The sequence below is a fragment of the Actinomadura sp. BRA 177 genome (assembly GCF_013372625.1).
GTDB lineage: Bacteria > Actinomycetota > Actinomycetes > Streptosporangiales > Streptosporangiaceae > Spirillospora.
Genome location: NZ_JABXFD010000667.1, coordinates 62,742 through 76,642 on the forward strand (window position 1 = coordinate 62,742; position 13,901 = coordinate 76,642).

Sequence of the window (13,901 nt, forward strand, 5' to 3'; positions counted from 1 at the left end):
ATCACCGCCGTTCCCCGAGGAACCGGTCGAGCGCCTGGAGATCGACCGGAGCCTCGCCGCGGCTGCGCAGGTAGGAGATGAGCTCGGCGCGGTCGACGCGGTCGGGGTCGCCGTGGGTGAGCGCGGCCCGGTCGAGATGGGCGAGCATCTCGCCGACCTCGACGGCCTGGCGGGAGCGCGGGGCCATCCGGTGGTGCGCCGGCGCGTCGGCACCGGCGGCGGCGATGGCCCCGCGCGCTCGTGATGCGGCCTTCCGCGCCGCCCGGCGGCGGAGCGTGAGGCGGATACCGAGGAGCAGCAGCAGTGCGGCGAGGACGTTCACGCCGATGAGACCCCACGGGAAGGTGCTGAACGAGGTCTTGAACGGGACGGAGCCGGCGAAGCGGCCGCCCACGGCGAACGTCCCGAACGAGGCGGGCGGGAGCTTCACCGCGATGCGGTAGACCGCGGTCTCCCCGGGAGCGATGACACCGGTCCGCGGGGCGTCGAGCGGATTGTCGGGCTCCTTGTCCGCCCCCCAGCCGACGACCAGCGGAGCGTCCTTGATCGGGTCGGCGCCGCTGTTGCGCACCCGCAGCACCAGGACACGGCGGGGGCTCCCGCCGAAGAGTTCGCCGCGTCCGCCGCCCCCGACGAGTTCGAGCCCGACGATGTCGGCCTGGACGGGAACGATCTCCGGCAGGATCGCGCCGGTCGGGTGCCCCGGCACGGCGAAGGGGATGGCCGCCTGCCGAGGCGGCCCGCCGCCCGCGCCCGGGAGCGTCGCCGCCCGCAGCACGCACGGGCAGGCGGCGGGCGGCGCGCCGACGGTGAGGCCGGCCTCGAAGGTCCCGGTGGGCGCGATCCGCGCGGTGACCCCGCCCCGCGTGTCGCAGTCGGCGGAACCGTGCACGGCCTTCTGCCCGCAGATCTGGACCTGCACGACCGCGCCGGGCGTCCACGCACTGCCACGCACCCGCACCGTGGTGCCGACCGCGGCCTGCCCGGGTTGCGCGCTGAGGCCTGGCCGGTCGGCACCGGGCGCGCCGCTCGCCGGCGGGGACACGGCGAAGGCGGTGGCGAACACCACGGCCGCCGCGAGCGCACGGCGGCGGTACGGGCGGATCACTGCCGGGCTCCGTCATCGAAGTACGAGGTGTCCACGAGGTCCTCGGGCGGGCGGCCGAGGGTGTGGCGGCCCCCGTCCAGGCCCGCCCGCCGACGCCAGCGGCGAATCAGCCGGGGAAGCACGAACCAGCCGAACAGGACGGCCACGGCCAGCGCGGCCAGCGCGAACCAGGGCACCTCGACGTACTGGCTCTGCGCGCGGACCTTGATGCCGTCCCCGGCGGTCAGCTCGACCCGTACCGTCACCGCTTCCAGCGGCGGCGGATCGTCCCACTGAACGGCGAGTTCCGTGCTCTGGCCGGGCAGGACCTCCGGGATGCGCTGGAGCGGCCATTCCTTGATGGTGCGGCCGAAGAGCCCGGTGGCCCACACCCGGGCGGTCGGGCTCAGCCGCTGGTTCCCCGTGTTGACGACCTGGTACCGCACCGTGCCGCGGCCGTCCCCGACGTAGGGCACCAGTGGCTGGCTGCGCCGCACCGACAGCGCGTCCGGCCTCAGGCCCGGGGTCAGCGGACCGTCGACGCGCAGGTAGATCCGCGCGGCGACCGCGCGGCGCAGCCCGATGACGGCTCCACCCGACCGCTGGACGCCCTCGATCGCGGTATTGAGCGCGACGACCCCGCCGATGTGCTCGCCGGGCGTCGCGTTGGCGGGGATCGTGACGCTGAACGGGACATCGCGCGCCTTGCGCGGAGGGACCTTCAGCTTGCCCGTCCGCAGCTTGAGCCAGGCTCCGACGTCCTTCTGCTCCTCGGTGGCGGACCGCAGCGCGAAGTCGGCGTCGCGCGGGGTGTTGTAGGCGTCCGCGCCGTAGAGCCGGAACGTGAGCGGCTTGTCGGTCAGATTGGTGATGCGCACCGCGTCCTCGACCGTCTTGCCGGCGGGGGCGTCCATCGCGAAGTAGGGCCGTGGACTGAGTTCATCACCGTGGCTGACGGGGCCCACGGACCAGGAACCGTTCCCGGTCGCGGGCGCGGGTTCCCGCGCGTAGGCCGGTGGTGCGGCGGCACCGAGGGCGAGCGCGCAGGCCGCCGCCGTCGCGGCGGCACGGCGGAGTGAGGGCCATGGGCCACGGATCATGGTTACCTCGGTTCTCGCCGGAGCGGCGTGTGCTGAAGCCGGCCGGGCCACGATGCTGTGGCGGCGCCGTGGCCCGGCCGGGGACTGATCAGGACAGGACGATGGTGAGGACGGCCTGGTACCGGCCCGCCCCGGTCACCGCGGGGACGTCGAGCGTCAGCCCGGCGCCGGCGTTGTAGACGCCGCCGACGATCGCGCCGCCGTCACCGCCCGCGCCGCTGCACAGCGTCGCCGCCGTGGTGGTGCTCAGCGGCCCCGGGCTGCCGGTCGTGACGGGAGTCGCGCCGGTGCCCGCCGTGCAGGCGGGGGTCCAGGACAGGTTCCCGGCCGGGATCTTCGGGCCCCCGACGGAGGTGAAGTCCGTCATGGTGCCGGTCAGGGACCAGCCCGTGCTGCCGCCGCGGGCGTCGATGACCTCGACCTGCCTGATGTCGCCGGTCGCGGTCTTCGCCGTGCCGTCCAGCGCGACCTCGCTCAGGTCGACCGCACCGGGCTGCTGCGACATCGTCAGCTTCCCGGCGGCCACCTTGACGTTGATCTTCTGCTCGCCGCACTGCCCGGCGGGCTTGTCGGCGCACGCGCCGGTGGGCGGCGGCACCTTCTCGGTGACGGTCAGCCCGACGGTCTTCGCCACCGAGCCCTGGCTCGCCTTGATCGTGTGCGCTCCGGGAGCCGCGTCCTCGGCCACCTTCGCCGTGCCCGTCAGCGTCCCGTAGCCGTCCGCCGAGGCCGACACGTCGGTCAGCCCGGCGGCCGAGCAGCCGGCGCCGTTCTCGTCGCACAGCGCCAGGTCGACCGGACCGCTCTCCCAGCGGGCGCCGCCGACCGTGATGCCACCGCCCTGGTGGATGGTCGCCGGCTCCACGGTCAGGGACGGCCCCGCGTTGCCGACCTTGACCGTGGCGAGGGTGGGCGGGTCGGCCGGGGCCTGGCACTCGATCGTCGCCTCGACCCCGGACGCGTCCATGTCCATCTTGACCGTCTTGGGGACGATCGAGATGTCTCCGGGGGCGGAGGCGTTGAACTTACCGGTGAGCTGGTTGATCGGAATGGGGGTGTTCTTCGGAACGCTCCCCGTCTGCGTGGGGGTACTGAAGGCGAACTCGCCGGTCACGGCGCCGGACAGCGCCATCGTGCCGCTGGTCGTCCACGACACCACCGGCAGCGGCGACTTGCTCGGCATGTCGCTCAGGTCGACCTTGACCGTCACGTCGTCGCCGGTGGTCGCGGTCGCCGACGCCGTCACGGTGACGGTCGCGGGGTAGGGGAAGGCGCTGCCGAGGACCGTGCAGCTGTAGTCCACCTGCGCGGTGGCCGCGAACGCCGGCTGCGCCGCCAGCGCGGGAACCAGGGACGCGCCCGCCAGCGCGGCGGCCGCCGCGCTGGCCTTGAGCCTGGGGGGACCTGTCATCAGGAGTGCCGCTCCTTCATGTCGGGCGTCCCGTCACCCGGACGGGACACGCGGGCAGCCGGCGCCGCATCACCAGTCCGCCACACGGACCAGCACCCTGGTCGATGTTCCACATGCAGGAACGTAGTTCCGCAAGTGCACACAGCGAATCCTGTGGCGCCATGGATGTCAAGACCGTCCAGGAGAACGTTTCGATAACCGGATCGCCGTTTCAAATATGGTTAGGGTGGCGACCATGCGGACATTGGTGCGCGGCACGGCGGAGCTGGTGCTGACCGCCGGTCTGCTCCTGGCCTTCCTGGTGGCCCACCTGGTCTGGGGCACCGACGGCTACACCCACAAGGCCCAGCACGGCCTCCAGGACGACCTCGAACGCCAATGGCGCAACGCACGGCTGCAGACCAGCCCGGCAACCGTTTCCGGACATCGCCGGCGGCCGAAGGCGGTCACCGTCCCGCGCCGCCCCGGTACCGCCTTCGCCACGCTCCGCATCCCGCGTTTCGGACGGTCCTACCGGTACGCCATCGTCGAGGGCGTCAGCGAGGCCGACCTCCGCAAGGGCCCGGGCCACTACCCCGGCACGGCCGGACCGGGCCGGCTCGGAAACATGGTCATCTCAGGCCACCGCACCACCTACGGCGCACCCTTCAAGGACAACGGCGAACTCGTCCGCGGCGACGAAATCCTCATCGACACAGCCCTGACCACCTACGTGTACCACGTGACGGGCCGCGACATCGTCCGGCCCAGCACCGTCGAAGTGGCGGCACCGGTCCCCTTCCACCCCGGACGCGAGCCCCGCAAAAAACTGCTGACACTGACCACGTGCCACCCGAAGTTCTCCGCCGCCTACCGCCTGATCATCTTCGCCGAACTAACCAGCACCCGCCCGTTCCACCCAGATGACTCCTGATACTCAACTACTGGCGTAACGGAAGCCTGTGTTGCCCGAGGAACTGTCGGGAGAGTTGTTCGTGCGGGCGGCGACTCGGTAGCGGTTGCAGTAGGACGCGTGGCACAGGTAGGAGCCGCCGCGCAGGACCCTGCCGTCTCCCCAGGAGTCGGCGCACCATTCCCAGACGTTTCCGGCCATGTTGTGGAGGCCGTATCCGTTGGGCGGGAAGGCGGTGACGGGGGCCGTTCCCTTGTAGCCGTCCTCTGCGGTGTTGCGGGTGGGAAAGTGGCCTTGCCAGATGTTGCACATGTGCCGGCCGCCGGGGGTGAGTTCGTCTCCCCACGGGTAGCGTCTGCCCGCCAGGCCGCCGCGTGCGGCGTACTCCCATTCGGCTTCGGTGGGGAGGCGGACGCCGGCCCACCGGCAGAACGCGGTGGCGTCGTTCCAGGAGACGTGGACGGCGGGGTGGTCGGCGCGGTCGTCCAGTGTCGAACCCGGTCCTTCCGGGTGCCGCCAGGACGCTCCGCGGACGGCGCACCACCACGGTGCCCGCTCGGCACGCGGCGAGACGCGGCGGAGCGAGCCTGGGAGGAAGCCCGCGAAGACGTGCGTCCAGCCGAAACGTTCCGCGTCGGTGCGGTGTCCCGTCGCATCGATGAATGTGGCGAACTCCTCGTTCGTCACAGCATGGGCGGAGATGGCGAACGGCGCCACGGTGACTTCGCGGACCGGCCCTTCACCGTCGCCGGGATTCACGTCGGGGTCGTCGCTGCCCATCAGGAACGCGCCTCCGGCGAGGCGCACCAGCCCGGCCCGACGTCCGCCCGGTGGACGGGTCGCCTGCGGGACGCACCGCGGCGGGTGTGCCGGGGAGCCCGTCCGGGGAGGTGTGCAGCAGGGGCGCTCGGTGTTCATAGGTCTTTCAGGTCGTCAGCGATGGCGTGCAGGGTCTCGCGGCTGATGACGCCCACGGCCATACCCGCGATCTCCAGGAGGGAGAACGGCATCGCCTCGGGCAGCAGCGGGCTGTCCATGAGAGCGCCGAGATGCTTTCGCAGAACGGCCTCGGCGGTGGGATCGGCGACCAGCACGCGGGTCGGCGTCTCCACCGACAGGCGGGACGACGGGAATTCGGCGGCGGTGAGCGGAGCCCTTTCCGATGCCTGCACCTGGTCCCACTGCTTCTTCACGAGCAGATGCTCGGACGTCACCGGGCCCGTGGGCGGCAGGCCGAGTCGCTGGTACTGCTCGGGCGGTGCGTGTTCGGCGCGCATCAGTTCGACCAGAAGGGCGGCCATGCGCAGTTCCAGTTCGTCGTCGATCAGGGGTGAGAGTTGTTCCGGGTCGTCGTCCAGGTCGTAGAGGAGCGTGCCGAAGGAGTAGGGATCGGTGTAGGCGAAACCGGGGATCCGCATCGGCGAAATGCCCTTGGTGAAAGGGAACGGTTCGGTGACGGTGGCGTCCCGGAGGGTTTCGACCGGCATGCGGCCGCGCATGTGGGTGGGCATGAGGGTGTATTCGGCGAGCGGCCGGTTTCCCGGTTCGGCGCAGGCGCGCATGTAGACATGGCGGCCGTCGGTGACGCTGACGTGGCCGCCGAAGCAGCCGAACAGTCCCGCCTCCCGGACGGAGGAGTCACGGGCAATGGTCTCGCGCAGCGGGACGCCGTGCATGTCGGGGGTGCGCTCGACGCCGAAGAACTCCAGGAGCGTGGGCCCGAAGTCGATGGTTTGGACGAGGCTGGACCGCCGTTCGCCGGCGACCCGGCTGCGCGGGTCCCAGATGAACAGCGGGGTGTGGATCGTCTCGTCCCAGAACGGCGGTGCGTTCTTTCCCCACCAGTCGTGCTCGCCGAGCAGCAGGCCGTGGTCGGTGCAGACGATGAGGAGGGTGTCGTCCCACAGGGACAGGTCGTCCATCAGGTCGAGGACGCGTCCGAGCGACCTGTCGCACATGGACAACAGCGCCAGGTACTGGTTCCGCAGATGCTCGACCTGCTCGGGCGTCTCCGTCACCCGCCGGTAGTCGGGCCAGTCGAAATGCGGGCCGTCGTAGTCGTCCGGATAGAGCTTCTTGTAGTGGTCGTAGCTGAAGAACGGCTCGTGCGGGTCGAACGTCTCGATCTGGAGGAACCAGTTGTCCTCGGCATGGTTGGTCTTGATGAAATGCACGCCCGCGTCGAACGTGCCCGTCTGCGGGTGGTCGGCCTCGTCCTTCATATAGAGGCGGTTCACCCAGTCCTGGCGGCGCAGCGGATTCGCCGTATGCGGGACGGAGTCGGGCACGTCGGGATCGGCGACGTGTCCCTTCCACTCGTCGCCCTCCTGCCCACGGAAGAACTCGAAGGTGCTGTAGCGCGGATGGTAGGTCGCGCCGCCGTCCAGCCAGTAGTGCTGGTGGTCGGTGGCCAGGTGGGTGTAGACGCCGTTCTCCTTCAGCATCTCCGGGACGGAGTCGTCGAACGGCTCCAGCGGCCCCCAGCCCCGGTGCAGGAAGTTGTGGCGTCCGGTGTGCATTTCGCGCCGCGCCGGCATGCACGGCATGCTCCCGCCGTAGCAGTTGTCGAACGTCGCGGTGCGTTCGGCGAGCCGCTCGAAGTTGGGGGCGTGCACGTCCGAGGCCCCGTACGGCGGCAGGAAGCGCCGGTTGAGGGTGTCGAACATGACCATGATCGCTTTCAACGGACACTCCTGATCCGGTACACGGCGGCGGAACCCAGCAGCATGATCACGGCGGACGCCGCGTACAGCACCCGGTAGCCGCCCACGAAGGTGAGCACGAACCAGGCCACGCCGAAGGCGAGCGGGACGTTCTGCGCCGCGTTGATGAGGCCGAGGTCGCGGGCGCGGCTGCGCTGGTCGGGCAGCACGTCGGTGACGAGCACCTGGTCGACCGACAGGAACGCGCCGTAGCCGGCCCCGAGCAGCACCGCGCCAGCCATGGCGGACGGCCAGGCCGGCGCGATCGCGAGCAGCGCCGCCGCGCCGGCCTGGAGCGCGCCGGCGACCGCGATGAGGTCGCGGCGGCGGCCGAGCGCGTCCGACGCCTTCCCGCCGAGCCAGCCGGTCGCCGCGCAGCACACCAGGTAGATCAGGGTGAGGATCAGCAGCGACCCGTCAGGATCGCGCCGGTGCAGGACGTCGGTGAGGAAGTACAGCAGGTAGGTCGTCCCGGCCAGGTTCCCGGCGTTGATCAGCACGCGGGACAGCAGCGCCCAGTAGTAGTCGGCGTGCCGCCGCAGATGCGGGAACGGCACCCGCTCACCCGCCTGAACCGGCTCGGAGGCGTCCTGCAGGGGAGGCCGCGACCGCGTCCGGACCAGGAAGAACGGCACCGCCGACACGGCGGCCAGCACCGCGATCAGCGCCCACATCCCCGGGATGGAGGTGACCACCATCGTCACCAGCACCATGCCCACGACGAGCGCGATCACCTGCGGGACGCCCATCGCGGCGGACGCGGCGCCGCGTTGGTGGTGCGGCACGCGGTCGGCGATCACGGCGCTGAGCGAGGCCAGCACCGCCGACGCCCCGACCGAGACGACCACCATCAGGCCCGCCACCACCGGCCAGCTGGTCTGCGTCCCGATCAGCGCGTACGGGACGGCCGCGACGAGGAACCCGCCGAGCGCCCAGACGCGGCGGCGGCCGAACCGGGTCCGCGTCCGGTCGCAGGCCATCCCGGCGAGCGGTACGCACAGCACGACCACGACGGAGTTCTGGATGAGCAGGTAGGACAGCACGTCCACCTTGTTCTCCGCCGCGATGTGCCCGATGAGGTGCGGGGTCATGAACTGCGGCGGCAGCAGGATCACCAGCCAGTACCCGAACCAGGTGGCCGCGTAGCCGAGCAGCCAGGGCCGCCCGACCGCCCCGGCGTCGCGGCCGCCGGGGCGGCGGGCGGTCTTCAGTTGGTCCATGCGCCGCCCGTCCAGTTCTCGGTGCGCCGCCACATCTGCAGGTACGCCTCGGCGCCGTTGGCCATGTCGTTGATGAGTTCCGGCCCGCCGAAGTTCCGCATGTCGGCGATCCAGTCGGGGACGAGCCCGTAGTTGGCGACGCCGTCGGTGTTGAGGTCCCAGGTGCGCTGCCCGGTGCTGAGCCGGTCAAGCTTCACCGAGGGATCGACAGGGGAGGTGAACGGGTAGCGCAGGGGGTTGGTCTGCGCGTCCGCACGGGGGGCGGGCAGCGGGCCCATGCCGTTGGCGTCCAGCCCGTACCCGTAGCCGAACGTGTAACGGGAGTCGTGGACGCTCTTGTTGCGCTTCCACTCGGTGGCGAATTCGTCGGCGGAGTGTCCGTAGCCGGTGACCATGCCGCCGAGGCTGTAGATGCGGCGCATGTAGTTCTCGTCCGTCCAGCTGTGGGACGAGACGACGCCCGAGTACTGCGCATCCTCCAGCAGCGTGAGGGTCTGGCCGGCGGCCTTCACGCTCATGTGGTCGACCTCGACGAGCATGTGCCGTTTCATCAGGCCCTTCACCATGTAGGCGCCGAGGTCGGTCAGCCCCCGGACGTTGCAGTGCGGTGCGGGCGGGTACAGCGGCAGCGTGACGCCGGCCTGCCCGAGCAGCCGCAGGAGTTCCGCGACCTGGCCGCCGACGGCACCGGCCGGGGCGATCGTGTTGTCGTGGGCGGCGCCGGTGCAGGTCTCGGCCTGCCAGAACCGCCCGGTGCCGAGGAAGTTGCCCGCATTCATGACGGCGCCCGTCGCGCCGGGATCGAACCGCACCCCGCACAGCGCGTTGTCGAACTTGTGGCACAGGAACATCGAGGACACGCCGAGTTCCTTCATCTCGTCCAGGCCCTCGTCGATGTCCTGCCGCGTGCACTGCGGGACGCCGCCGATCTCACGGCAGCCGAACGGCTCGGACGTCTCGACGCCGAGGACGACGGCGAGCTTGCCCGCCTCGATGACACCGCGCGCCTCGTCCGGGCCGCGCACGATCCGGAACCAGCCCTTGCCCGGTCCTCCGCTGAGCTGGTCGATGTAGGTCTCCATCTCGCGCATGCGCTTGGCTTCGAGGCGGATGATGTCCATCTCGCCGCACTTGTTGCGCTTCAGCGGATAGATCTCGCACAGCTGCCGGTTGGCGACGAGCTGGTTGACCAGGATCCGCTGTCCGGCCCGCCAGGAGCGTTCCAGCCATGCGTAGTAGACCTGCTGGTGGGTGCGGGAGTCCCAGGCGGGCCAGTCCTTGAACGTCGGATAGCCGGTGGGGTCGTGCGTCCCGAACGGGGTCCCGTACCGGGTGAAGTTCTCGAACCAGGCGAACGCCCCGTTCAGGGCGTGGTCCGGGCAGTCGCGCAGCGCCGCCCGGACGCCGCGCTGGTCGAACGGCTTGCCGCAGAGCAGCTGCCCGCCGAACGCCTCATAGGACATCAGGTGACTGTGGGCGTCGATGTAGCCGCGTACGGCCCCGTTCTCGGCCGGGGCTGCAGGAGCCGCTGCCGCCGCTCGGTGCGGCGGGGCCACGGCGGCGGACAGGGCAACGAGCAGGGCGAGGACGAGCGGGACGCGGGCGGCGCGCCCGAGCGAGCGTCGGAGGGTCATGGGGCACCTCGATCGGGAGAGGTCCATGGATTCTGTGCTGAGTGATATCACCGATCGAAGAAAAAGTGAACAACCCTCATGTTATGGATCGATGGTGAGGTCCGCGAAGTACGCCCGGAGCATCCGGGCACCGAGCGCCACCACGGCCGGGTCGCCGTCCTCGGCCGACTGGTAGGCGAGGCGCAGCAGACCGTCCGATGCGGTGATGGCGACCAGCAGGACGCGTTCGTGGTCCGGTAGCGGCGGCAACCCGGCCTTCTGCGTGCCGAGCTCGTACATCCGCGCCGCCATCTCAGTGTCGATCCGGCGGACGAAGCCCTGGTCGAAGGCGGTGTCACGGAAGTCGGCCACGAAGAAGGCCGGCACGCTGCGCCGCAGCGCCAGGCTCTCCTGGTAGACGAGCACGGCCGCATCCCCCCAGGTCGGCACCGGCTCGGACGCGAGCCGTTCGTGGACGCGCCCGATCAGTATCGACAGGTTCCGCATGGCCAGCTCGTACAGCAGCCCCGCCTTGCCGTCGAAGAACTGATAGAGCGTGCCGATCGGGACGCCGGCCCGGCGCGCGACGTCCCGGGTGGTCAGCGCGTCGTGCCCGGCCTCGGCGAGCAGCTCGGCGCAGGCGTCCAGCAGCCGCTCGAAGCGTTCGACGCTGCGGCGCTGGGTCGGCCTGCGGCGCACCCCGTCCGACATGACCCTCCTAAACATGACGCTTGCTCATGTTTTAATGTGACTCACACTCATGTTAGGAGAGGAGACGCACGTGCTTCCCCGCTTTCCCGAGGGCTTCCTGTGGGGCACGGCCACGGCCGCGTACCAGATCGAGGGCGCCGTGAAGGAGGACGGCCGCGGCCTGAGCATCTGGGACTCCTTCTGCGCCGAGCCCGGCCGCGTCAAGAACGGCGACACCGGCGACGTCGCCTGCGACCACTACCACCGCTGGCCGGAGGACGTCGCGCTGATGGCCGGCCTCGGCGCCAACGCCTACCGGTTCTCGGGGGCCTGGCCGAGGATCCAGCCGGACGGCCGCGGCCCCGCCAACACCAAGGGCCTCGACTTCTACGACCGGCTCACCGACGCCCTCGCCGAGCGGGACATCATGCCCGCGCTCACCCTCTACCACTGGGACCTCCCGCAGGCGCTCCAAGACGCGGGCGGCTGGATGAACCGCGACACCGCGCACCGTTTCGCCGAGTACGCCGGCCTCGTCGCCGACCGGCTCGGCGACCGCGTCGGCGTCTGGATCACGCTGAACGAGCCGTTCGTCCACATGACCGAGGGCTACGGCATCGGCACCCACGCCCCCGGCGAAGCCCTCCTGCTCGACGCCCTCCCCGCCGCCCACCACCTGCTCCTCGGCCACGGCCTCGCCGTCCGGGCCCTGCGCGAACGGACCTCCGGCCACGTCGCGATCACCAACAACTACAGCCCCGTGTGGGCCGCGAGCGACTCGCAGGCCGACCGGGCCGCCGCCACCGCCTTCGACGCCCTCCAGAACCGGCTGTTCACCGACCCCCTCCTCCTCGGCCGCTACCCCGACCTGAACGCCTACGGCGTCACCGGCCTCCCCTTCGTCCGGGACGGCGACCTCGCCATCATCGCCGCGCCACTCGACCGGCTCGGCGTCAACTACTACAGCCCGACCAAGGTTGCGGCCCCGCTGGGGCAGGCCGCCGCCGCGACCGGCCCCTCCGTCCTCCGCGAGGTCGAGCGGCACCTCGACGGCGCCGGCATGCCGTTCGAGGACGTCCCGATCAACGGCTACCCGGTCACCGCGTTCGGCTGGCCGGTCGTCCCGGACGGGCTGCACGAACTGCTGACCGGCCTCCGCGACACCTACGGGGACGCCCTGCCACCGATCCTGATCACCGAGAACGGCTGCTCCGCCCCCGACGAGCCCGGCCGCCCCGACCGCGACCGGATCGACTACCTCGACGGCCACCTCCGGTCGCTGCACCGCGCCATCGAGGACGGCGTCGACGTCCGCGGCTACTTCATCTGGTCACTGCTCGACAACTTCGAATGGGCCGAGGGCTTCGACCAGCGCTTCGGCCTCGTCCACGTCGACTACACCACCCAGCGGCGCACACCCAAGGCGTCCTACCACTGGCTGCGCGACGAACTCACCCGATACCAAAGGTAGGCGAGCTCGCACGGTGAGCGAGCAGCGAGTTCGCCGCCGAATTCATTGCCCAGGCCGGGGCTCCTCGCACGACCCCTCCGATTCAGCACCCTGGAATTCTTCGTCCCCGAGGTTTCAGCAGGCAGGCGTATGAGGAGTCGCATCACTCACAACCCGTCAAGTCCTCGACGCCGTGGTGCCCGACCGGCCCGTCTACCTGCTCAACTGCGATCAGCACGGCGCCCGGGTCAACACACGCGCACTGGAGATATCCGGCGCCGACGGCTGGATGAAACGGGACGCGGCCAGCGCCCCCAGCGGGATGCCGCAGAAGGGCGCCGTCTCGCTGGTCGACCGACACGTACCCGCAACGACCACCTCGCCGGGCTGCTGCGCGCCCAGTGGCTCCTGCACAGCCTCGGGATCACCCGCTCTGGGCCGTCCGCGAACCCCAGATGGACGAGCTGACCCTCCCCTTCCTCGGACCCAAACGCGCCGCCTTGCAGCACCCGTTCGGGAACCTCCTGCGCACCGAGGCGCCCCTCGCCACCGGAAGCGACCGGCAGGCCGGTAACCCCGATCCGATCGCCGGGATCCACATCGCCGTCAACCGGGTCCTCCCCGGCGGCACGGCGAGCCGTTCCCGCCCGGACGGGCCCTGAACCGTGTCCCGAGTGCACTGACACCGACCGTGCACACAGAAATCGCGACTGATCGGCCGACTACCAAAAGTCGAAGATCATCAAGGGACGCGCGCCCGGGACGGCCGCGTCCTCCTGCTTGACGTCATTCCGGATGACCTTGCCGCCGTCCGCCCCCACCCTCACCGCGTGCCCGGTCCCGTCCGCGGTGACCGTCCGGACCTCCCAGCCGGTTCCCTCGGTATCGATGGAGATCAACGTGGAGCCCGACGCGGTCGAAGAAGTCCGCGGCGCACCGCTGGGCGGAGGGCTGCTCGATGAACCATCACCGCCACCGCAGGCACTAAGCAGCAGACCCGCCACCATCGACAACATGGCCAATCGAATGACCGCCCCTACCCGGTATTTCCGAGCGAGATACCGATACGCGCAGGAACCAGCATCCGTCGCGCGCTGGAGACAACCGGGCCACCGCCCGAGGTGGCCGCAGGCCCGGTCGTGGGTTTCGGGGCGAGCACGCGGGCAACGCTGCCGACATGGACGCCGGTCAGGGAGGAACCGCCATGCGCGTTGATGTGCACGCTCACTACTACCCGGCCGACTACCTGGACACGCTGCAACGCTATGGGGCCGAGGCGACCGGCACCGCGCGTATACGGTGCGCGGGTTCGTCCGGCGACGACATCGCTGCCCGGCTCCGCATGATGGACGATGCGGGAGTGGACATGCAGATCCTGTCCGCCACCCCGCAGATGCCCTTCTTCGACGACCGCGAGCACGCCATCGGCGCGGCCCGGATGGCCAACGACATGTACGCCGAGATCGTCCGCGCCCACCCGGACCGGTTCGCCGCCCTGGCCGCCGTGCCACTGCCGCACGGGGAGGCCGCCGCGGCCGAGGTCGCCCGGGCCATGGACGAGCTGGGCTTCCTCGGCGCCGGCATCACCACCGTGGTGCTGGACCGCACCCTCGGCGATCCCGCCTTCGACCCCTTCTGGGCCGAGTTGGACCGCCGCGCGGCAGTGGTGTTCATCCACGCGGCCGGCACGGACCTGGACTCACCACTGATCTCCGAGCACGGCCTGACCTGGATCG

Annotated in this window: 13 protein-coding genes; 4 read left to right on the forward strand and 9 right to left on the reverse strand. The window is 70.8% G+C overall.

What is annotated here, in order from left to right; translation table 11 throughout:
- Position 1 precedes the first annotated feature (1 nt).
- The 3 genes from HUX53_RS37345 to HUX53_RS37355 form a co-directional block, all read right to left on the reverse strand.
- Positions 2 to 1,108: a hypothetical protein gene (locus HUX53_RS37345; protein ID WP_176407987.1), complete on the reverse strand. Its 1,107-nt coding sequence runs from the start codon at positions 1,106 to 1,108 to the stop codon at positions 2 to 4.
- Entirely contained in the window at positions 1,105 to 2,187 is a 1,083-nt protein-coding gene (locus tag HUX53_RS37350) for a DUF916 domain-containing protein (protein ID WP_176407988.1), read from the reverse strand. The genes HUX53_RS37345 and HUX53_RS37350 overlap by 4 nt, the downstream gene beginning before the upstream one ends.
- An 88-nt stretch (positions 2,188 to 2,275) precedes the next feature.
- Positions 2,276 to 3,598, reverse strand: coding sequence for a hypothetical protein (locus tag HUX53_RS37355; RefSeq protein WP_176407989.1), 1,323 nt, complete (start codon positions 3,596 to 3,598; stop codon positions 2,276 to 2,278).
- Between the two features lie 235 nt (positions 3,599 to 3,833).
- On the opposite strand from HUX53_RS37355, the gene HUX53_RS37360 reads away from it, so the two are divergent.
- Entirely contained in the window at positions 3,834 to 4,511 is a 678-nt protein-coding gene (locus HUX53_RS37360) for a class E sortase (RefSeq protein WP_176407990.1), read from the forward strand.
- Between the two features lie 3 nt (positions 4,512 to 4,514).
- Here HUX53_RS37360 and HUX53_RS37365 read toward each other — a convergent pair whose 3' ends face one another.
- From HUX53_RS37365 to HUX53_RS37385, 5 genes are all read right to left on the reverse strand, one after another.
- Complete coding sequence (locus HUX53_RS37365) at positions 4,515 to 5,297, reverse strand: formylglycine-generating enzyme family protein (protein ID WP_309237617.1); 783 nt, start codon at positions 5,295 to 5,297, stop codon at positions 4,515 to 4,517.
- 107 nt (positions 5,298 to 5,404) lie between these two features.
- On the reverse strand, positions 5,405 to 7,174 hold the full coding sequence (locus HUX53_RS37370) for a sulfatase (protein ID WP_176407992.1): 1,770 nt from the start codon (positions 7,172 to 7,174) through the stop codon (positions 5,405 to 5,407).
- On the reverse strand, positions 7,171 to 8,412 hold the full coding sequence (locus tag HUX53_RS37375; RefSeq protein WP_176407993.1) for an MFS transporter: 1,242 nt from the start codon (positions 8,410 to 8,412) through the stop codon (positions 7,171 to 7,173). The genes HUX53_RS37370 and HUX53_RS37375 overlap by 4 nt, the downstream gene beginning before the upstream one ends.
- Positions 8,400 to 10,046, reverse strand: a complete 1,647-nt coding sequence (locus HUX53_RS37380) for a Coagulation factor 5/8 type domain-containing protein (RefSeq protein ID WP_176407994.1) — start codon at positions 10,044 to 10,046, stop codon at positions 8,400 to 8,402. The genes HUX53_RS37375 and HUX53_RS37380 overlap by 13 nt, the downstream gene beginning before the upstream one ends.
- A gap of 81 nt (positions 10,047 to 10,127) precedes the next feature.
- Positions 10,128 to 10,736, reverse strand: coding sequence for a TetR/AcrR family transcriptional regulator (locus HUX53_RS37385; RefSeq protein WP_176407995.1), 609 nt, complete (start codon positions 10,734 to 10,736; stop codon positions 10,128 to 10,130).
- Positions 10,737 to 10,806: 70 nt separating this feature from the next.
- Between HUX53_RS37385 and HUX53_RS37390 the strand changes: the two genes are divergently transcribed.
- Positions 10,807 to 12,186 (forward strand): GH1 family beta-glucosidase, encoded by a 1,380-nt coding sequence (locus HUX53_RS37390; RefSeq protein WP_309237618.1) that lies wholly within the window; start codon positions 10,807 to 10,809, stop codon positions 12,184 to 12,186.
- 434 nt (positions 12,187 to 12,620) lie between these two features.
- The gene (locus HUX53_RS37395; RefSeq protein ID WP_176407997.1) at positions 12,621 to 12,827 is read left to right on the forward strand and encodes a hypothetical protein; all 207 of its coding nucleotides are present in this window, start codon (positions 12,621 to 12,623) and stop codon (positions 12,825 to 12,827) included.
- A gap of 60 nt (positions 12,828 to 12,887) precedes the next feature.
- Here HUX53_RS37395 and HUX53_RS37400 read toward each other — a convergent pair whose 3' ends face one another.
- Complete coding sequence (locus HUX53_RS37400; RefSeq protein ID WP_176407998.1) at positions 12,888 to 13,064, reverse strand: hypothetical protein; 177 nt, start codon at positions 13,062 to 13,064, stop codon at positions 12,888 to 12,890.
- A 305-nt stretch (positions 13,065 to 13,369) separates the two neighbouring features.
- Here HUX53_RS37400 and HUX53_RS37405 point away from each other — a divergent pair.
- Positions 13,370 to 13,901 (forward strand): amidohydrolase family protein (locus tag HUX53_RS37405; RefSeq protein ID WP_176407999.1); only part of this gene is annotated, 532 nt, incomplete at its 3' end.

Excerpts from the sequence above, each read along its gene's own strand:
- HUX53_RS37355 (WP_176407989.1), bottom strand. The coding sequence starts at position 3,598 with ATGACAGGTCCCCCCAGGCTCAAGGCCAGCGCGGCGGCCGCCGCGCTG.
- HUX53_RS37395 (WP_176407997.1), top strand. The coding sequence starts at position 12,621 with ATGGACGAGCTGACCCTCCCCTTCCTCGGACCCAAACGCGCCGCCTTG.
- HUX53_RS37375 (WP_176407993.1), bottom strand. The coding sequence starts at position 8,412 with ATGGACCAACTGAAGACCGCCCGCCGCCCCGGCGGCCGCGACGCCGGG.
- HUX53_RS37350 (WP_176407988.1), bottom strand. The coding sequence starts at position 2,187 with ATGATCCGTGGCCCATGGCCCTCACTCCGCCGTGCCGCCGCGACGGCG.
- HUX53_RS37360 (WP_176407990.1), top strand. The coding sequence starts at position 3,834 with ATGCGGACATTGGTGCGCGGCACGGCGGAGCTGGTGCTGACCGCCGGT.
- HUX53_RS37385 (WP_176407995.1), bottom strand. The coding sequence starts at position 10,736 with ATGTCGGACGGGGTGCGCCGCAGGCCGACCCAGCGCCGCAGCGTCGAA.
- HUX53_RS37380 (WP_176407994.1), bottom strand. The coding sequence starts at position 10,046 with ATGACCCTCCGACGCTCGCTCGGGCGCGCCGCCCGCGTCCCGCTCGTC.